Source organism: Stenotrophomonas sp. YJH_SMC_120, assembly GCF_059368675.1.
Map to the genome: position 1 here is coordinate 568,950 of NZ_JCAFRY010000001.1, position 18,648 is coordinate 587,597.

The 18,648-nt window shown below is 64.8% G+C and carries 16 protein-coding genes; 6 read left to right on the top strand and 10 right to left on the bottom strand.

Going from position 1 to position 18,648, the window contains the following annotated elements; genetic code table 11:
- Window positions 1–69 precede the first annotated feature (69 nt).
- Window positions 70–864, top strand: coding sequence for a cytochrome C assembly family protein (locus tag AC5P60_RS02925; protein ID WP_483692930.1), 795 nt, complete (start codon window positions 70–72; stop codon window positions 862–864).
- Window positions 865–963: 99 nt separating this feature from the next.
- Here AC5P60_RS02925 and AC5P60_RS02930 read toward each other — a convergent pair whose 3' ends face one another.
- The 4 genes from AC5P60_RS02930 to radA all read right to left on the bottom strand — a co-directional run bounded on the left by AC5P60_RS02930 (window position 964) and on the right by radA (window position 7,230).
- Window positions 964–1,428 carry a YqhG/Tai3 family protein gene (locus AC5P60_RS02930; RefSeq protein ID WP_483692931.1) on the bottom strand — a complete coding sequence of 155 codons (465 nt, stop codon included), beginning with the start codon at window positions 1,426–1,428 and terminating at the stop codon, window positions 964–966.
- Between the two features lie 92 nt (window positions 1,429–1,520).
- On the bottom strand, window positions 1,521–3,827 hold the full coding sequence (locus tag AC5P60_RS02935; protein ID WP_483692933.1) for a tetratricopeptide repeat protein: 2,307 nt from the start codon (window positions 3,825–3,827) through the stop codon (window positions 1,521–1,523).
- 48 nt (window positions 3,828–3,875) lie between these two features.
- Window positions 3,876–5,732, bottom strand: coding sequence for an ATP-binding protein (locus AC5P60_RS02940; protein ID WP_049454371.1), 1,857 nt, complete (start codon window positions 5,730–5,732; stop codon window positions 3,876–3,878).
- A 121-nt stretch (window positions 5,733–5,853) separates the two neighbouring features.
- On the bottom strand, window positions 5,854–7,230 hold the full coding sequence (radA, locus tag AC5P60_RS02945) for a DNA repair protein RadA (protein WP_483692934.1): 1,377 nt from the start codon (window positions 7,228–7,230) through the stop codon (window positions 5,854–5,856).
- A 150-nt stretch (window positions 7,231–7,380) separates the two neighbouring features.
- On the opposite strand from radA, the gene AC5P60_RS02950 reads away from it, so the two are divergent.
- Entirely contained in the window at window positions 7,381–9,438 is a 2,058-nt protein-coding gene (locus AC5P60_RS02950) for a putative bifunctional diguanylate cyclase/phosphodiesterase (RefSeq protein WP_005412645.1), read from the top strand.
- 494 nt (window positions 9,439–9,932) lie between these two features.
- Here the strand turns inward: AC5P60_RS02950 and cyoD are convergent, their stop codons facing one another.
- Genes cyoD through cyoA form a run of 4 tightly spaced genes read right to left on the bottom strand, consistent with a single transcriptional unit; the run spans window position 9,933 to window position 13,949 of the window.
- Window positions 9,933–10,274, bottom strand: a complete 342-nt coding sequence (gene cyoD / locus AC5P60_RS02955; RefSeq protein WP_005408584.1) for a cytochrome o ubiquinol oxidase subunit IV — start codon at window positions 10,272–10,274, stop codon at window positions 9,933–9,935.
- On the bottom strand, window positions 10,274–10,912 hold the full coding sequence (gene cyoC / locus AC5P60_RS02960; RefSeq protein WP_005408583.1) for a cytochrome o ubiquinol oxidase subunit III: 639 nt from the start codon (window positions 10,910–10,912) through the stop codon (window positions 10,274–10,276). Before cyoC ends, cyoD begins: the two co-directional genes overlap by 1 nt.
- Window positions 10,909–12,906 carry a cytochrome o ubiquinol oxidase subunit I gene (gene cyoB, locus AC5P60_RS02965; protein WP_033833371.1) on the bottom strand — a complete coding sequence of 666 codons (1,998 nt, stop codon included), beginning with the start codon at window positions 12,904–12,906 and terminating at the stop codon, window positions 10,909–10,911. Before cyoB ends, cyoC begins: the two co-directional genes overlap by 4 nt.
- Window positions 12,907–12,908: 2 nt before the next feature.
- Window positions 12,909–13,949 (bottom strand): ubiquinol oxidase subunit II, encoded by a 1,041-nt coding sequence (gene cyoA / locus AC5P60_RS02970; protein WP_005408581.1) that lies wholly within the window; start codon window positions 13,947–13,949, stop codon window positions 12,909–12,911.
- 353 nt (window positions 13,950–14,302) lie between these two features.
- On the opposite strand from cyoA, the gene AC5P60_RS02975 reads away from it, so the two are divergent.
- The 3 genes from AC5P60_RS02975 to AC5P60_RS02985 are packed head-to-tail and all read left to right on the top strand — an operon-like array spanning window position 14,303 to window position 15,648.
- Window positions 14,303–14,914 (top strand): GyrI-like domain-containing protein, encoded by a 612-nt coding sequence (locus AC5P60_RS02975; RefSeq protein ID WP_033833370.1) that lies wholly within the window; start codon window positions 14,303–14,305, stop codon window positions 14,912–14,914.
- Between the two features lie 39 nt (window positions 14,915–14,953).
- Entirely contained in the window at window positions 14,954–15,298 is a 345-nt protein-coding gene (locus tag AC5P60_RS02980) for a hypothetical protein (protein ID WP_005412641.1), read from the top strand.
- A 23-nt stretch (window positions 15,299–15,321) separates the two neighbouring features.
- Window positions 15,322–15,648, top strand: a complete 327-nt coding sequence (locus AC5P60_RS02985; RefSeq protein ID WP_005412640.1) for a hypothetical protein — start codon at window positions 15,322–15,324, stop codon at window positions 15,646–15,648.
- A 75-nt stretch (window positions 15,649–15,723) separates the two neighbouring features.
- On the opposite strand, the gene AC5P60_RS02990 is transcribed toward AC5P60_RS02985, so the two are convergent.
- Window positions 15,724–16,083: a TonB family protein gene (locus AC5P60_RS02990; protein ID WP_033833369.1), complete on the bottom strand. Its 360-nt coding sequence runs from the start codon at window positions 16,081–16,083 to the stop codon at window positions 15,724–15,726.
- Window positions 16,084–17,034: an RHS repeat-associated core domain-containing protein gene (locus AC5P60_RS02995; RefSeq protein WP_395760179.1), complete on the bottom strand. Its 951-nt coding sequence runs from the start codon at window positions 17,032–17,034 to the stop codon at window positions 16,084–16,086.
- 836 nt (window positions 17,035–17,870) lie between these two features.
- Here AC5P60_RS02995 and AC5P60_RS03000 point away from each other — a divergent pair.
- Window positions 17,871–18,647 carry a hypothetical protein gene (locus tag AC5P60_RS03000; protein ID WP_495201670.1) on the top strand — a complete coding sequence of 259 codons (777 nt, stop codon included), beginning with the start codon at window positions 17,871–17,873 and terminating at the stop codon, window positions 18,645–18,647.
- Window position 18,648 lies beyond the last annotated feature (1 nt).

An 18,648-nucleotide genomic window follows, 5' to 3' on the forward strand; every position in this document is an offset into this window, starting at 1 on the left:
CCGGCTGTCTCCCCGGACTGCGGCCACGGGGCCGTCGCCACCACCGCAGGGGTGTGCGAAACTGCAACGATGACAATCGTTCTCATCGCCGTCCTGCTCTACCTGGCTGCCAGTGCCCTGCTGGTGCGCGTGCTCGGCCGCGATGAAACCACCGGCTCGCCCACCTGGCTGTGGCCGGCCCTGCCGGCGATGCTGCTGCATGGCAGCTACCACGTGATGGTGGCGATGCGCACCAACGGCGGGCCGGACATGCACTTCTTCGCCGCGCTGTCGCTGGTCGGCCTGGGCATGGCCTGGCTGACCTCGCTGGTCGGCGCGCGCGGACGCATGTCGGCACTGGGCGTGGTGGTGTTCCCGCTGGCTGCCGTGCTGCTGCTGGCCTACCACGGCTACGGCCACGAACCGAGCAAAGTGCTGGGCTGGCGCCTGGCCAGCCACGCCTGGCTGGCGCTGCTGGCCTACGCCACGCTGAGCATCGCCGCGCTGCTGGCAATCATGCTGTGGCTGCAGGAACGCGCACTGCGTCGCCGAGAGTTCCGGCCGTGGCTGCGGGCGCTGCCGCCGCTGGCCGACCTGGAATCACTGCTGTTCCGGGTGATCACCGTCGGCTTCGCGCTGCTGACCCTGACCCTGGTCACCGGTGTGCTGTTCGTCGATGACCTGCTGGCACAGAAGCTGGTGCACAAGACTGTGCTGAGCGTGCTGTCGTGGATCGTGTTCGGCGTGCTGCTGGTCGGCCGCCGCCGCTACGGCTGGCGCGGCATGAAGGCGGTGCACTGGACGCTGGCGGCAATGCTGTTGCTGCTGCTGGCGTTCTTCGGCAGCCAGTTCGTGATCGAACTGGTGTTCGGGCATACGCGATAGAAGCGTGCCGACCAACGGTCAGCACCCACCCAACATCACCTGGTAGTGCCGGCCGCTGGCCGGCAACTGGACCGCACCCTGCGTGGATGCTGCCGCCGGTCATGGCACCGGCTGCGCCAGGATCTTCCGCACCGAACGGCCGCTGTTGGTGAGGATGTCATCGACCTGCCAGCAGCCCTGCGCCTGGCGCACCATGGGCAGGCGGGTCACGTAGGCCTTCTTCCACACCGAATAGCGCATCTCGACCTGGCCGGAATTCGCCGAGGCCGCTTTCCAGCTGTAGCGCACCGGGGGTTCGATGTCGCCGTCCTGCGCATCCAGCCACGGATCGGAATCGATCGTGCAGATGCCCTGTCCGCGTTCCTGGCAGGCACGCTCGCCGCGCAGCGCCTTGCCGAAGGCAGGGCTGACCAGCGCCGGGGGTGGCTCCAGCAGATCACCGTTGCGCGTCGTTGCCTCGTAGAAGGCGCGGGCCACCGCCTCTGGTTCCTGGCAGGCAGGTGCAGCCTGCACGGTGGGGGCCAGCAGCAGCCCGGCGATCATCAACATCCCTGTCTTTCGCATGTATTTTTCCTTGAGGTAGTGCCGGCCGCTGGCCGGCAATACAGGATATCCCGGCGCTGCCGGCCAGCGGCCGGCACTACCCGATACCCGGCTTACAACCCGTAACGCTCGATCACGTGCAGGTGCGGCTGGCGATCCTGGTCGCAGGCTTCGGCCAGGCGCAGCCAGCAATGCGGATGCGGCCACGTCGCGGTGTGCTGCTGCAGGAAGCGGTGCAGTGCCAGCGGTGCGTGGTCCTGCGGCTGGGCCACGGTGAACAGCAGGCCGGGCAGCGTGCCGTCTTCCACATCGGGGTCGGTGACGGTGTAGTCCGGGCGGCTGTGCGACCACACCTTCCAACCCTGTGCTTCGGCCGCCTCGACGAAGACGTTCCAGGCCTCTTCGCCCGGGTGCGCGCCATCGATCATCCAGCTGCGGGCGAAGCCTCCGCGTTCCAGCACATGCACCTGCGCATAGGTCGGGATGAAATGCTCGCGTGCTTCCTCCTCCTCGGGTGCCGGATGCACCAGCGCGGCATCGAACACCACCCAGTCGCCCACCTGCTGGGCGCGGTTGGACGGCGCGTTCTCGACGATGCGCGCGGTCACCGGTCCGCTGCGACGGGCGTAGTACTCCATCGGCTCACCGTTCTCTTCGCTGCGGATGATCACCCAGCCCCACGGCTCTTCGACCACGCCTTCCTGGCTGGACAGCTCCATGCCGATCGCCTTGGCCGAGCGACGCACGGCGTCCCAATCCCGCGCCGCGCTGGCGGCACTCATGTGGTCCCAATGCGCGGCATTCGGATCTTCCAGCAATTCAACCAGCTGCGCATAGCAGGCCTGTGCTTCGCTGAAGCGGCCGGTTTCCATGTACATCCGCGCCAGCGTGCCGCGCGCGCCGTGCGAGCCCGGAGACAGCTCCAGCAGGGATCGGGCCGCCTGCTCCAGCGCCGGCCAGTCGGACACGCGGCGTGCACGCTGCACCTCGCACCAGTGCGCGAACACCGGCACGCTGCCACGGTAGAGATCGGCCAGCTGGCGCAGGCCATCGTCGTCGCCCTGTTCGGCCAGCCAGCGCATCAACGTGTAGGCCGCGGGACCATCGTTCTGCGCATGGCTGCGTACGAACCGCCACAGCAGCGCGCGCGCCTCGGGCTGCGCGCCGCAGGCATTGAGTGCGCTGGCCGCCATCTCGGCCAGCGCCTCGTCATCGGGCAACTCGGCATGCGCCTGCAGCAACCACTGCGCTTCGCGCTCGGGATCGCGCGACTGGTTCTGTTCGCCCTGCGCGTCCAGCCATGCCAGCAGCTCGCCCGCCGGCACCGGCAGCGGTGCGACATCCGGCAACGCGTCGATGCGCGCGGCCAGGCCGGCCACCAGCGCCGCAGCACCACGATCCTGGCGCAGCTGCGCCAGATGGGTGCGGGCCAGTTCCAGCTGCCGCAGTGCCACCCAGCGCGCGCCACGCTGCAGCGCCAGCTCCAGGCTCAGCGCTGCCACTTCGATCATCAGGCGATGCGATCCGACCCGGGCAAAGTGCTCGATGATCGTGTTGAAGCGCGTGCCCAGATCCCAGGTGTTGCGCGCAGGATCCCGCTGGCAGAGCGCGGCGGCGGTGTTGGCCCACAGGCGCCAGTAGTTCGGGGTCAGCTCGCTCCACGGCACCAGCTGCTGCAGCGCCTCTTCGTCGCGGCCCAGCTGGGCCAGCGCCCAGGCCTTGGACAGGCGGCGCGGCACCGTGCAGTTGGCCGGCTCGTACTCTCCGGACGCCGCAACTTCGGCCTCCCGCTTTTCGATCAGTGCCAGTGCCTCATCGGCACGGCCCATTCCCAGCAGGATCTTGATCTGCATCTCCGGGAAGCTGTCGAACACTTCCTTGCCACAGGCCTCCACGGCATCGGCCTGCGCCTGCAGGTAATCCAGCGCCGCCTGGCCACGACCATCATCGAGCAGCGCATCGGCCTTCTCGCAGCTCAGGCACTGGAAACACGCCCAGCTCGGGTCGATGCGACCCAGTGTTTCATCGCAGACCTCGATGCGCTCGGGCACCCAGCCCGGGCCATCGATGTTGCCATAGCAGGCAGCCAGATCCTGGGTCACGCAGATCGACTGCGGGCATTCCAGCGTGTCATCACGGTGCGCACGTTCGAACAGCGCCACCGCTTCGCCCAGCGCGCTCTCGCCTTCGACGCGGTTGCCGACGCGGTTGCGCAGCGCCCAGTGGCCGACATAGACGTCGACCCACGGGTTGTCCAGCGCCTTGCCCAGCGCACGCGCTTCGGGCAGCAATGCATCGACGCGGTCGATCTGCAGTTCACTCACCTCGTCGGCGAGACGGTTCAGCAGGTGCGCGTTCTGCGCCTGGCCGGCCTGGCGCAGGTCACCCTGCAGTTTTTCGACCCAGTTCCAGATGTCCATGGGGTAAGTGCTCCTGTCTAGCGAAGGCTGGATGAGAAGGTACGGTGCTCAGCGCAGCATCTGCTGCAGGGCACCGGCGATATCGGTAAAGGCGCCATTGAGATCCGGGCCGGGCGTAGCGTTCGCGCGTGCCAGCGGGCGGCCCTGCGCGGCGACGATGATCTTCAGTGAGCGCAGCAGACGGGCTGCGGCTTCGGCCTGTGGATGCCCCTCGCGCTGGGCGCGCAGCAGCGCCTGCACTGCCGGGTTGTCGAGATTGAGGTACAGCCGCGACGGCGCGCGCGACTCGATGCGTGCGGTGAACTGCCGGGCCAGGCGCAGCGCGGCCATCGACACGCGCTTGTCGTTCTCGTCGTCTTCCAGGCGCTGCTTCAGCTCGGCTTCGCGGTCGGGCACCACCACCACCGGCAGCGACTCGGGGCTGAAGCGTGCCGGCAGCAACTGTTCGCCGTCGCCCAGCTGCTCGCGCAGCCATGCCAGCTGCGCCTCGTCGAGGCTGTCATCGCTTCGGAACAGTGCACGGTTACCCTGCTCGGTCCCCAGTTCAACCAGGCGCAGGCCCTTGGCCTGGGCCCAGCGACGCAGGAACGGCACGACTGCATAGCGGTGGCCATGCGCGACCGGTACCCCCATCGCACGGAACAGCATCTCCTCGAAGCCACCGCCATTGTCGAGAATCACATGCACGGCACCACGCGCCGGCAGCGCACTGGCCGGCAGGTCGCCCTGCGAAGTCGGCACGCGCACGTGCTCCAGCAGCAGGTCGAACAGGCGGTCATCGCACAGCGCCGCGCCCAGCAAGGCCTCATTATGGCGCGTGAGAACGCGTCGCCAGGCTTCCGGCTGCTGCCGTGCGACGTCGGCCAGGCCATCAATCAGCGCCTCCAGCAGCGCGTGCTGCACGGCCCGGTACTGGTCATCGCGCTGCAGGTCTTCGCGGCTGGCGGTGGGCGTCAGCCGCGAGGATTCGATCACCCCGCCGATGAAACCGGCCCACGGCGGCAGCAGGTCGCGCGCATCGTCGTCCAGCAGCATGCCGCGCACGAACACCGAAAGATTGCGGTTGTCACTGGTGCCGTAGGTAGCGCCATCCTGGACCCACAACAGGCCGGTGGCATCGCTGTCGCCATCCGCGCGCAGTGGCACGGTGACGATCGGCTCGAAATCGTGCTCGAAGCGCGCAGCGAACTGCAGCGCCTGGCGACGCGCCTGCACCGGATGCACGGCGACGTCACCCTGGCTGCGCCACGGCGGCGGCTCGGGGTTGAGCGCCTCGGCCGCAGCACCGATGAAGATCGGCTCGGACAGCAGCGCGCAATAGCGGCCCAGCACCTCGTGCAGGCGCGCCTCGTTGGCCAGCGGCAGGAAATCCGGATGCAGCTCCAGTTCCACCTCGGTGCCAACCGCGCGCGCCGGCATTTCGCTGACGGTGTACTGCTCGGCATTGCTGGACACGTACAGATGACCCAGTTCCGGCGTCTGGTACGACGTGGTACGCACGCTGACCCTGCGCGCCAGCACGAAGGCCGACAGGAACCCGAGGCCGAACATGCCGATCAGGCCTTCATCGTCCTCCCCGCCCTGGCGCAGGCCCCGGGTGTAGCCGACGCCCACGGTAGCCAGGTAGTCATGGATTTCCTGGCGGGTCAGGCCGGCACCGGTATCGGTGATGCGCAGCACGCCGGCAGCGGCATCGACCTGCACCGAGATGCGCGACGGCACTTCGATGCCAGGCTGCTCGATGCGGCGACGGATGATCGAGTCATGCGCGTTCTGCACCAGCTCACGCAGCGCCACCACCGGGGTGGAATACAGGTGCTTGCCCAGCACCGTCATCAATCCATTGAGATCGACCCCTGCGCGACGGATTTCGGCGTTGGGGGCGGTGAGCGTGGTGTCCTGCATGTAATCGTTTACTCCTGGGCACGGAAAGACGCCAGAGGGCGCCTTCGTCGAGCGGGAAAAACTAGCACAGGCAGGCTGACCGCTGCCGTATATGACGTTTGTAGAGGCAGGGCCGCGCGCATCACGCCGCGTCGATGGCCTCGGACAGGCGCTCCACCGCGATCACTTCCATGCCCTTCACCGAGCCGCCCTTGGGCGCGTTGGCCCTGGGCACGATGGCGCGCTTGAAACCATGGGTGGCCGCCTCGCGCAGGCGGTCCTCGCCGTTGGGCACCGGGCGGATCTCGCCGGACAGGCCAACCTCGCCAAAGGCAATCGTCTTTTCCGCCAGCGGCCGGTCCTGCAGCGAGGACAGCACCGCCAGCAGCACCGGCAGGTCGGCTGCGGTCTCCTGTACGCGGATACCCCCGACCACATTGACGAACACGTCCTGGTCGCCGACCAGCACGCCGCCGTGACGGTGCAGCACGGCCAGCAACATGGCCAGGCGGTTCTGCTCCAGGCCGACCGCGACACGGCGCGGGTTCGACAGCGGCGATGCATCGACCAGTGCCTGCACCTCCACCAGCAGGGGCCTCGTGCCCTCGCGGGTGACCATCACGCAGCTGCCCGGCTGATGGGTGCTGCCGCCGGACAGGAAGATGGCCGATGGATTGGAGACTTCCTTCAGGCCCTTGTCCCCCATCGCGAACACGCCGAGTTCGTTGACCGCACCGAAGCGGTTCTTGAACGCGCGCAGCAAACGGAAGCGGCTGCCGCTCTCGCCTTCGAAGTACAGCACCGCATCGACCATGTGTTCGAGCACGCGCGGGCCGGCGATGCCGCCCTCCTTGGTCACGTGGCCGACCAGGAACACGGCGGTGCCGGTCTCCTTGGCGAAACGCACCAGCCGCGCCGCGCTCTCGCGCACCTGGCTGACCGAACCCGGCGCGGCGGTCAGGCTCTCGGTCCACAGGGTCTGCACCGAATCGGCCACGATCAGCCGCGGGCCCGCCCTGGAGGCATGCTGCAGGATCGACTCGACGCCGGTCTCGGCCAGCGCGTTGACCCCATCCAGTGGCAGTTCCAGCCGGTGCGCACGGCCGGCCACCTGCGCCAGCGACTCCTCGCCGGTGACGTACAGCACCGGCAGTTCGGCCGCCATCTTCGCCACTGCCTGCAGCAGCAGGGTCGACTTGCCGATGCCCGGGTCACCGCCGACCAGCACCACCGCGCCCTCGACCAGGCCACCGCCGAGCACACGGTCGAACTCGCCGATGCCGGTGCTGACCCGGCGGTGCTCGGTCTGCTCCACGTCCTTCAGCGCGGTGATCTTCGGCGGATCGATCTTGCCCGCCCAACCCGCCCGGCGCGACGCCGGCGCCTTGGCCGCCGCCGCGCTCTCCAGCACGATTTCCGACAGCGAGTTCCAGGCGTTGCACTCGGTGCACTGGCCCTGCCACTTGCTGAATTCGGCGCCGCATTCATTGCAGACGTAGGCGGTGCGGGCTTTGGCCATCGGATGATTTCCAGCAACGGGAACAGGCGTGGCAGGATAGCCGAGCCGGGTCGCAGGTGCTGCGACCGCTCAAGTCCCGCCTGCCCGCGCCGATAGCTGTCGCGGGCGTGCGCCTTGCGGGCGCCCCCTCCCTCCCCCTCTGGATTCAACATGACTGGCAGTTACAGTCAGAGCCTGGTCGCCATCTCCCTGCTGGTGGCCATTCTTGCTTCGTACACGGCGCTGGACATGGCCGGCCGCCTGGCCACCGCCGAGGGCCGCGTGGCCCGCTGGTGGCTGGCCGGCGGCGCGGCGGCGATGGGCCTGGGTATCTGGTCGATGCATTTCATCGGCATGCTGGCCTTCGACCTGCCGATTCCGGTCGGCTACGACCTCGGCATCACCCTGTACTCGCTGGCCGTGTCGATCGGCGCCTCGGCCTATGCGCTGTGGCTGGTGTCGCGGTCCAGCCTGCCCTGGCGACGTCTGCTGGCCGGCGCCGTGCTGATGGGCCTGGGCATTGCCACCATGCACTACCTGGGCATGGCCGCGATGCGCATGCAGCCGGGCATCGACTATCACCCGGGCTGGTTCGCTGCCTCCATCGCGGTTGCCATCGGCGCCGCCGGTGCGGCGCTGTGGATTGCCTTCCGCCTGCGTGCCGAGCAGCGCAACACCACGCGCCTGCGCCTGCTCGCCTCACTGGTGATGGGCCTGGCCATCGTCGGCATGCACTACACCGGCATGGCCGCGGCGCGCTTCCCGGAGGGCAGCATCTGCGGCGCGGTCGGCAGCGGCGGCATCGACACGCGTTGGCTGGCGGTGCTGGTGATCGTCACCACGGTGGCGACTCTGGGCATCGCCCTGGTGGCCTCGCTGTTCGACCGGCAGATGCGCGTGCGCACCGGGCTGCTGGCCGATTCACTGGCACACGCCAACGACAGGCTGATCCAGGCCGCCCTGCACGACCCGCTGACCCAGCTGCCCAACCGCATGCTGCTGCAGGACCGCATCGAGCAGGCCATCGAGAAGGCGCGGCGGCGCAACCAGGCGGTGGCGGTGATGTTCTGCGATCTGGACGGCTTCAAGGCGGTCAATGATGCGTACGGACACCAGCTGGGAGATCGCCTGCTGGTGGCGGTGGCGCAGCGTATCGGCGGCCTGCTGCGGCCACAGGACACCTTCGCCCGCCTCGGCGGCGACGAGTTCGTGATCGTGCTGGCCATCGATGTTCCCGACGATGCAGTGGTGGTCGCCGAGCGGATCATCGCGGCGGCGGGCGAACCGTTCCTGCTGGATGCAGCCGAGCTGCAGGTCAGCGCCAGCCTGGGCATCGCCCTGTATCCGGCTGACGCCGGCAACGAGCGCGAGCTGATGGCACACGCCGATGCGGCGATGTACCACACCAAGGAGACCGGCCGGAACGGCTATACGTTCTTCACCCCCTCGATGCAGCTCAGTGCCAACCGCCAGCTGCGCCTGCTGCAGGACCTGCGCAAGGCCATCGCCCGCGACGAGCTGGTGCTGCACTACCAGCCCAAGTTCCCTGCCGCCGGCGCACCGGCCACCGGCGCCGAAGCGCTGCTGCGCTGGCAGCATCCCGAGCTGGGCCTGCTGGCGCCGGATGTGTTCATTCCCATCGCCGAACGCAGCGGTCTGATCCTGCCGATCGGTGACTGGGTACTGGACCGTGCCTGTGCACAGCTGCGCGCGTGGCACGATGCCGGACATTCCGAATGGTCGATGGCGGTGAACCTGTCACCGTTGCAGTTCGCCTCGCCGGCGCTGCTGGACAGTGTGCGCGAGGTGCTGCAACGGCACCGCATCGAACCGGCGTGCCTGACCCTGGAGATCACCGAGACCACGGCGATGAAGGACGTGGACGCCAGCCTGGCGATTCTCAACGACCTGACCGCGATGGGCGTGCACATTGCCATCGACGACTTCGGCACGGGCTATTCCAGCCTGCTCTACCTGAAGCGCATGCCCGCCACCGAACTGAAGATCGACCGCGCGTTCGTGCACGATCTGGAATGCAATGAAGAGGATGCCGCCATCGTCTCGTCGATCATCGCGCTGGGGCGCACCCTGCAGCTGCAGGTGGTGGCAGAGGGTGTGGAGACGCAGGCACAGCGCGAGTACCTGAGCGAACTGGGGTGTGATCAATTGCAGGGTTACCACCTGGGCCGACCAATGGACGCCGAGGAGTTCCTGCGCCGGGTGGGGTGAGACCCCATCCACGCATGGCATGGATCTCCTGGTAGCGCCGGCCGCTGGCCGACTTCCCGTAATTGCCGGCCAGCGGCCGGCACTACCACCCTGTGCCGGCCATGCCGGGTGGGATGAGGCCGATGGCTTTGGGGTCGGATCCCTTGCCGCAGGCAAGGGCTCTGACCCCATCCCCGTACAGCGTGGATCTCCTGGTAGGGCCGGCCGCTGGCCGCCTTCCCGCAACTGCCGGCCAGCGGCCGGCACTACCCCCTGTGCCGGCCATGCCGGGTGGGATGAGGCCAATGGCTTTGGGGTCGGATCCCTTGCCGCAGGCAAGGGCTCTGACCCCATCCACGCATGGCGTGGATCCTGGTAGAGCCGGCCGCTGGCCGGCTTCCCGTAATTGCCGGCCAGCGGCCGGCACTACCACCGCGCGTGCCATTCCCGGTGGGCGCGACAAACAAAAAGGCCGCCCGAGGGCGGCCTTTCTGCGTGGCGACGTCGCGCGGACGTCAGTGCATCATGTGCACGTTCATGTTGTGCATGACCCACAGGGTACCGACCACGATGATGCCGATCACCACCACGGTGAAGGCCGCAGCGTTGACGTTCCAGCGGCTTTCCGAAGAGCGGTCCAGGTGCAGGAAGAACACCAGGTGGACCAGCATCTGCAGCACCGCGGTGATCGCGATCACCACACCGTTGACGGTGCGCGAGAAATCACCCGACATCACCATCCAGAACGGGATGACGGTCAGCACCACCGCCAGCACGAAGCCGATCAGGTACGACTTCACGGTGCCATGGCTTTCGCCGCCGGTGCCGTGGTCGTGTGCATGGTTGTCATGTGCCATTACAGCGCTCCATTGAGGTAGACGACGGAGAACACGCCGATCCAGATCAGGTCCAGGAAGTGCCAGAACAGGCTCAGGCACGCCATGCGGGTCTTGTTGGTCGGGGTCAGGCCGTACTTCTTCAGCTGCACGAACATCACCAGCAGCCACAGCAGGCCGGCGCTGACGTGCAGGCCGTGGGTACCGACCAGGGCGAAGAACGCCGACAGGAAGGCACTGCGGTCCGGACCGTAGCCCTGGTGGATCAGGTGCTGGAACTCCCACACTTCCATGCACATGAAGCCGAAGCCCAGCAGCCAGGTGATGCCCAGCCACAGGTACATCTGGCCCATCTGCTTGCGGTGCATGGCGATCATGCCCAGGCCGAAGGTCAGCGACGAGGTCAGCAGCAGCGCGGTTTCCCATGCCACGAACGGCAGTTCGAACAGGTCCTTCGCGGTGGGGCCACCATCGGTGCCGCCTGCCAGCACCACGTAGGTGGCGAACAGCGAGGCGAAGATGAGGCAATCGCTCATCAGGTACACCCAGAAACCGAAGACGGTGTTGCCGCCGGTGTCGTGGTGCTCGTGGTCGTCATGGCCATGGGCCGCCGCATGCGCGGCGTGCCCGTGGCTCAGGGTCGAGGTATTGGTGCTCATGCCTTCAGCTCCGACTTCACCAGGCCCTGGGCTTCCAGGTGCTTGCGGTGTTCGTTCTCGATGCGTTCCACCTCGGCGGCCGGGACCCAGTAGTCCACGTCCTGGTCGAAGGTGCGGTAGATGAACGTGGCGATCATGCCGACGAAGCCGACGATGGCCAGCCACCAGATGTGCCAGATCATCGCGAAGCCGAACACCAGGCTGAAGGCACCGATGACAACGCCCGTGCCGGTGTTGCGCGGCATGTGGATGTCGGTGTACTTGGTCGGCTTCGGCCAGGCTTCACCACGCTGCTTGCGCTCCCAGAAATCGTCCAGTTCGGTGACTTCCGGCAGGGTGCCGAAGTTGTAGAAGGCCGGCGGCGAAGAGGTTTCCCACTCCAGCGTACGGGCATCCCACGGGTCGCCGGTCAGGTCGACGGTCTTCTTGCGGTCGCGGATCGACACGGCCACCTGGATGATCTGGCACAGGATGCCGGCGCCAACGATGAAGGCACCTGCGGCGGCGATCAGCAGCAGCGGCTCGTAGGCCGGGTTGACGGTGCTCTGCAGGCGACGGGTCATGCCCATGAAGCCCAGCACGTACATCGGCATGAAGGTCACGTAGAAGCCGATGAACCAGCACCAGAACGCGCACTTGCCCCAGAACTCGTTGAGGCGGAAGCCGAACATCTTCGGCCACCAGTAGGTGATGCCGGCGAACATGCCGAACACCACGCCGCCGATGATGACGTTGTGGAAGTGAGCGATCAGGAACAGGCTGTTGTGCAGCACGAAGTCGATGGCCGGGATCGCCAGCATCACGCCGGTCATGCCGCCGATGACGAAGGTGACCATGAAGCCGATGGTCCACAGCACCGGGGTGGTGAAGTGCACGCGGCCGCGGAACATGGTGAACAGCCAGTTGAAGATCTTCACGCCGGTCGGGATCGAGATGATCATCGTCGTGATGCCGAAGAAGGCATTGACGTTGGCACCCGAGCCCATGGTGAAGAAGTGGTGCAGCCACACGATGAACGACAGCACGCCGATGCAGGCGGTGGCGTAGACCATGCCCTTGTAGCCGAACAGCGCCTTGCGCGAGAAGGTCGCGATGACTTCGGAGAACACACCGAACGCCGGCAGGACCAGGATGTACACCTCCGGGTGACCCCAGATCCAGATCAGGTTGATGTACAGCATGGCGTTGCCGCCACCGTCATTGGTGAAGAAGTGCGTACCCAGGTAACGGTCCAGGGTCAGCAGCACCAGGGTGATGGTCAGCACCGGGAAGGCAGCGACGATCAGCACGTTGGTCACCAGGGCGGTCCAGGTGAACACCGGCATCTGCATCAGCTTCATGCTGGGGGTACGCATCTTCAGGATGGTGATGAAGAAGTTGATACCGCTCAGCGTGGTACCCAGGCCTGCGACCTGTAGACCCCAGATGTAGTAGTCCATGCCGACGCTTGGACTGTATTCGATGCCCGACAACGGCGGGAACGCCAGCCAGCCGGTGGCAGCGAACTCACCGATCCACAGCGACAGCATGATCAGCACAGCGCCCGACACGAACAGCCAGAAGCTGAGCGAGTTGACGAACGGGAACGCGACGTCGCGCGCACCGATCTGCAGCGGCACGGCCAGGTTCATCAGGCCGGTGATCAGCGGCATCGCCACGAAGAAGATCATGATCACGCCGTGGGCGGTGAAGATCTGGTCGTAGTGGTGCGGCGGCAGGTAACCCTCGGACCCGCCGACGGCGAGCGCCTGCTGGGTACGCATCATGATGGCGTCGGAGAAGCCGCGCAGCAGCATGACGAAGGCGACGATGAGGTACATCACGCCGATCTTCTTGTGATCCACCGAGGTGAACCACTCCTTCCACAGATAGCCCCACAGCTTGAACTTGGTGATCAGGGCCATGACGCCCAGGCCACCCAGCACCGCGCCGACCAGGGTGGTCAGCACGATCGGATCGTGGGGGATCGACTCAAGAGAGAGTTTTCCCAACATGTTCATTCTCCCGAACCCGCGTGGCCAGCATGGCCAGCGTGTTCGTGTTCGGTGGCATCCAGGTTTTCACCCGATTCCTTGGAATCATGCGCGTCACTGGGGGCATGCCCCTCGTGCGCTTCATGGCTGGCGGCATCGGCAGCGGCGGCACCGGCGTGCGAGTGCTTCATGCCGTAATGCTTGTTGTCGCCCATGTGCTTGGCGATGACCCAGTCGAACAGGCCTTCTTCGGTCTTGCCGAAGTAGGTGACCGGATACCACTCGGCGTTGCGTGCTTCACCCAGGGCCTTGAACGAGGCCTTGTCCAGGGTCTGCTCACCGGCACGGACCTGGTCCAGCCACTGACGGTATTCGGCATCGGTGACCGAGTAGGCGGTGAAGTGCATCTTGGCGAAGCCTGCGCCACTGTAGTGCGAGGACATGCCCGGGAATTCACCGGTCTCGTTGGCGATCAGGTGGAGCTTGGTCTCCATCGCAGCCATCGAGTAGATCATGCTGCCCAGGTGCGGGATGAAGAAGGCATTCATCACCGAATCGGACGTGATCTTGAAGTTCAGCGGCGTGTTGACCGGGAACTTGATTTCGTTGACGACCGCCACCTTCTCTTCCGGATAGATGAACAGCCACTTCCAGTCCAGCGAGATCGCCTCGATGGTGACCGGCTTGACGTCCGATTCCAGCGGACGATACGGGTCCAGCGCGTGCGACGAACGCCAGGTCAGGACCGCCAGCACCAGCACGATCATGCAGGGAATGGACCACACCACCACCTCGATCGCCGTCGAGTGGGACCACTTCGGCTCGTAACGGGCCTTGGTGTTGGAGGCGCGATACTTCCACGCGAAGGTCAGGGTCATGATGATGACCGGGATGACGACCAGCAGCATGAGCACGGTGGCCGTGATCAGCAGGGTCTTCTCATCCTGGCCGATCTGGCCCTTCGGACTGAGGATGGCCACGGCATCGCAGCCGGTGAGCATCACCAGCAACGACAGCAGCAGGCCCGGGCGCAACCAGCGCCCAAGGGTTTTCAACGGAATCATCGGTCGATCCAATTGCGAGGGAATGCCGTTCCCCGTCCTGCCTGTTCCGGCCAAAGCCGGTCCCACCGGTCCGGAAGACAGGTAGGGAGGTGGGTCGAGTCAGCCTTTCAATTTTAGGCCGTCACCCACCATTTAAGAAAGGCATTGACATTGATCGAGCGCAGGAAAGGCCCGATTCTGGCTGCGACACGTTGTCGCACCGCGCGGGCATGACGGGGCGCATGACCCAGGGCGGCATTCCGGCCCTGGACGTTCGCGGGCCGTTCGCCCTCGTTCGGCAAAGTCACCTGAATCGGTTCAGGCGTGCTGACGGGTGCCTGGCATGGGATGCTCGGCACAGGAGGAAGACCCCGATGGACAAGATCGACTTCAAGAACCGCGACCGGGCACTCTATCACCCGCCCGCCGGCCAGTTCGTACCGGTCGATGTACCGCCCCTGCCCTACCTGATGGTCGATGGTCGCGGCGACCCGAACACTGCCCCGGCCTACCTGCAGGCGGTGCAATGGCTGTACTCGGTGAGCTATGCACTGAAGTTCGCCCTGAAGGCCGGGGGCCAGGACTACGTGGTGCCACCGCTGGAAGCGCTTTGGACCGCCGAGGATCCGTCGAGCTTTGTGGCACGCCGCAAGGATGAGTGGAGGTGGACGGCGATGATCCGCACGCCGGATGGGATCCGTCCAGCGCAGTTGGAGGCTGCCATTGCCAAGGCGGCGAAGAAACTGGGCGACGTTCCGGCCAGCCTTCGCCACGAAATTCTCGAAGAAGGCCTCTGCCTGCAGACGCTTCACGTAGGCGCCTACGATGAAGAGGGTCCGGCCCTGGCCCATCTGCACGACGAACTGATGCCCGCACTGGGTTACACCTTTGCCGGCCCCCATCATGAGATTTACCTGAGCGACCCGCGCAGGACCGACGCGGCGCGGTTGAAGACCGTGCTGCGGCAGCCCGTCCGCGCGGAATGACCGCCTGCGAGCACCGCTCTGACAAGGAGCAGAAGATTCATGCCCCTGATTGATCGTTTACTGCGCTGGACCACCCTGCCCACCGGGCGCCGCGCCTTCGCGCTGCTGTGCAGCGTGTTGTTGCTTGTACTGGCCTGCAATCCCGACCTGCTGCCGCTGCTGTCGCTGATCGATGCACTGGGGATGGATGTGGTGGTGTTGCTGCTGGCCGCACAGGTAACGGTGGTACTGCCCTGGCTGCGGGAACGCACCGGGCGATGGTTCCGGCTGGCCATGCGGATCGCGGCCGGGGTGCTGGCCGGGGTGATCGGCGGCTATCTGCGGCAACTGGTGATGCTCGTGCTCATCAGATCCGGCACCTGCTGCGCTATATATAGGGCTTGATCCTCCGGGCCTGCAGGGAAGACATGAAACAGCTCGCTATCACACTCGGTGCACTGCTGCTGTCCGGCAGCGCATGGGCCGATACACACCAGACCGGAAAAATCACCAAACTGGTTGTCGAATCCACGTTCGTTTCCGTGTGGCTGGAAGGCCAGCCCACCAACAACGAGTGTGCTTCCGACGGGCGCTGGACAATCGATCTGGCCAGCGACAAATCCGGACGGGAAAAGTACGCGGCCATCCTGTCGGCGGCGTCATCGCGGACACAGATCGGCTTCCACGCACTCACCAGCGAAGGTTGCGGCGTGTTCGGAGCAAAGAAGATCTACTATTTCGACCTTGCTTATTGAGGCAGATCTTCTCCCCAACTCGCGCTGCCCCATGGCGGGGATTGCCAACGCCTTCCATGGCCTGACCGGGCTCATTCAATCCAGACGTTGGAAATCGAATGTGACCTTCCTGGTGCACCGGGAGGGGACCGGAGGGAAACGCCACTTCGCCACGGCAACCAAGGCTGCGCGCTCATAAGCAGCATTGTCGACCCTGCCCCGGTCCAGCGCTTCAAACTGTGACCGCGTGATGACGGGATTTGTCACCCGCCCATCCTCTTCAACGACGACGGTCGCCACGACAGAGCCACGCACCTGCATCTCGGTCGCGGCGGGAACGACCGGCGCAATGGACTCCACCGGACTGCTTGCCGCCTGGCAAGGCCCAGGGAGCTCCTCACCGGCGTGACATGAGGCACTGGACAAGGCCAACGCAAGCATCAGAACGCGGTTCATTCAACACTCCCGATTGCTGGTGGGGGAGCAGACATTAACCGTGCCGTTCGTGTCGCTGTAGCTCTTCCGGGCAGGCTCCCCCAGCTCACGCGCGGCCCGGGTCTCCACCCCCGTAGCCCGCGCCTCCTCCGAAGATACGCCGACTCGGATCTGCATCACGCCGTTGCTCTCCGAGTTGGACTGTGGCGCAACAAGCGAAGCCTGGAAAGCGGACAATCCAACCCGATCATGCTGGGCAGCATGGCTCACCTCGTGACCGCCCCCCAGAGCAGGAGACTGGATCTCCCCGGAGGATTTGACGCGAAGTCCAGAGGTGACATCAATGCTGATGATTCTCTTGTTCTCGTCATATCCAAAATCACCATTGCGATTGAACTGTATGGTGTAGGTCTCATCGGATAGGAGAATCTGCTTCAGTTCAGAGCTGATGGTTTCTGACTTCATCCAATGGTTGAGCACGGCAGCACCATCACGCAGCGTCGCTCCGCCTTCAAATGCGTACTTGACGATTCGCCCATCTGGATCGGTGAACCTGTAAGGATTCCCGTTCGCATACCTATACCGGTTGAACTGCCCCACCGGCTGCTCATACGCCGTGACCGGATCAACCGACAGGAACACCCCCAACTGCGGATCCATGTAGCGCTGCTGCATGTAGATCAGGCCCGTTGCCGAGTCGCTCACGTGCCCGGTATACCCCGGCCCGTCCGTGACCTGACCACCGACCACGGCCCCGTAGGGCTCGTAGTCATAGCGCTTGATCACATTGCCGTTGGCATCGCTCTCAGCCACGACCGAGCCCAGGGCGTCAGTGTGGATGTACGTCACAGTGGTCTGGGCGACTGCGGTTGGCGACAGGCCAAGGCCGATCAGCAGCACACAACACAGCCAGGCGCCTGATGCCCCCAGCTTGCGAATTCGATCTCCACATCTCCTGAAGCGGGTAAACACGCCGCCTGCAGTTCCCCCGAACCTGCGCATCCTTCCAATCTCTGAAAGAGCCTTGAAGCAAGGCTAGGTATTCATAGCACAGGAATGACCGGCTGCAGTTGCCAGGTCAGGAACTGTGCAAGGAGCCAAGCGCCTGGGAAGCCGGAGGGGCGGGTAGATCGCGAGACTCAGAAATCGCGACCTGCCAGCCATGGGCTGGCACTTCTGGGGTTGCCGGCCAGCGGCCGGCACTACCAGAGCATAAAAAAAGCCCCGACCAAGGCCGGGGCTTTTCTACAACTGGTGCCGGAAACAGGAGTCGAACCTGCGACCTACGCATTACGAACCCAGCCCAGTGACCCCGACTAGGGACCCAAGCGACTCGCAGCTCAGCGGATGAGCCCCACTCCGGCCGAGCGGATCGGCATGGACCATTGCCACCGGCAGGCACTCTAGCACTCGCCTGGCAAGTGCCCGCTGGGGTGTTCCGGAGACTCACCGGAACTGGCCCGACTGACGGTAAGTGCCAACTAAGCCTTGGCCTGAGGGCAGTTCCACCCCACCAGTCCCAGATGCGGACGAGGATGAGGACACTCCTTACTTATACGAGCTCTCTTTCGCTGAAGCCCATACCGAGGAGCGTCGCACTATGCATGCGTCGCACAAAGCACGTCAGCCCCTGTACAAACAGATACTTAGGCCACCGCCCGAGCCTGGAAAGTTCCGACTAAGCCGTGCAACGTGGAACTCGAGGCCCTGAGGCGCGGCAGCGGAGGTCAGGCACTTGACTTGATCCGACTCGACTCGCGCGCCTCCTGTACTGGTAACATTTTGACTAAAGAAATGGATGGACCCACATGGAAGAGAGAACAACTGAGATGCCGCGCGACAACCTCAACAACAGCAGTTCAATCCCGCCAGCCGCTGCATATGTTCGTCAGAAGTTGCCGGTAGAGCATTTGCACGATCTTTGCTCTAATGCGCTCGAAGCGTCACTCAATAGCCATCAGGCAAAGATTGCAAAAGCAGGCCTGCTTGCAGGTGATATAGATACTTGGAGAGACGCCATTGGAGCCAGACCGGAAGGACGGCTACTGGAAACCGCAGCTTCAGAACTGACTTTATCAGTTTTGAATGCATGCCAGGCTCAGTATCGTAACGCCTTTAAAGGACTCAGACTGGTACTCGAGCTTTGCCTTCAAAGTTGTCATCTGTCTGCGAATCTTCTGGATAGCGCCGAATGGCTAAGGGGCGACAAAGACACGAACTGGTCGGCACTATCAAACGATGTTGACGGACCACTCGGCATCAGGTTCTCAAAAGCGTTCAATCCTGAGCTAGCGGACCATGCCCCTGCCTTCCGAAGCATTGCGACCACTCTCTACCGTGAGCTCTCTGAGTGCATTCACGGAAATTTGCCAAAGCGCATCAGCCTGACTGACACCATATACTTCAATCATGACACACTCGATCTATGGCTAAAGAAGGCCGAGATCCTCACCAACGTCTGCCACTTCTCGCTTTCTCTACGCTATCTCAACGAGTTGACACCAGAGGCAATAAGCAAACTGCGCTCACCAATTGGCGATAGTCTGGGCCACATTTCAACGATTCGATCAAAGCTGGAAGAATAAT

Coding starts and splice junctions, on each gene's coding strand:
- AC5P60_RS02925 (WP_483692930.1), top strand. CDS start 70: ATGACAATCGTTCTCATCGCCGTCCTGCTCTACCTGGCTGCCAGTGCC.
- AC5P60_RS03000 (WP_495201670.1), top strand. CDS start 17,871: ATGGAAGAGAGAACAACTGAGATGCCGCGCGACAACCTCAACAACAGC.
- AC5P60_RS02930 (WP_483692931.1), bottom strand. CDS start 1,428: ATGCGAAAGACAGGGATGTTGATGATCGCCGGGCTGCTGCTGGCCCCC.
- AC5P60_RS02935 (WP_483692933.1), bottom strand. CDS start 3,827: ATGGACATCTGGAACTGGGTCGAAAAACTGCAGGGTGACCTGCGCCAG.
- cyoD (WP_005408584.1), bottom strand. CDS start 10,274: ATGGCACATGACAACCATGCACACGACCACGGCACCGGCGGCGAAAGC.
- cyoB (WP_033833371.1), bottom strand. CDS start 12,906: ATGTTGGGAAAACTCTCTCTTGAGTCGATCCCCCACGATCCGATCGTG.
- AC5P60_RS02940 (WP_049454371.1), bottom strand. CDS start 5,732: ATGCAGGACACCACGCTCACCGCCCCCAACGCCGAAATCCGTCGCGCA.
- AC5P60_RS02975 (WP_033833370.1), top strand. CDS start 14,303: ATGGACAAGATCGACTTCAAGAACCGCGACCGGGCACTCTATCACCCG.
- cyoA (WP_005408581.1), bottom strand. CDS start 13,949: ATGATTCCGTTGAAAACCCTTGGGCGCTGGTTGCGCCCGGGCCTGCTG.
- AC5P60_RS02990 (WP_033833369.1), bottom strand. CDS start 16,083: ATGAACCGCGTTCTGATGCTTGCGTTGGCCTTGTCCAGTGCCTCATGT.
- cyoC (WP_005408583.1), bottom strand. CDS start 10,912: ATGAGCACCAATACCTCGACCCTGAGCCACGGGCACGCCGCGCATGCG.
- AC5P60_RS02980 (WP_005412641.1), top strand. CDS start 14,954: ATGCCCCTGATTGATCGTTTACTGCGCTGGACCACCCTGCCCACCGGG.
- AC5P60_RS02985 (WP_005412640.1), top strand. CDS start 15,322: ATGAAACAGCTCGCTATCACACTCGGTGCACTGCTGCTGTCCGGCAGC.
- radA (WP_483692934.1), bottom strand. CDS start 7,230: ATGGCCAAAGCCCGCACCGCCTACGTCTGCAATGAATGCGGCGCCGAA.
- AC5P60_RS02950 (WP_005412645.1), top strand. CDS start 7,381: ATGACTGGCAGTTACAGTCAGAGCCTGGTCGCCATCTCCCTGCTGGTG.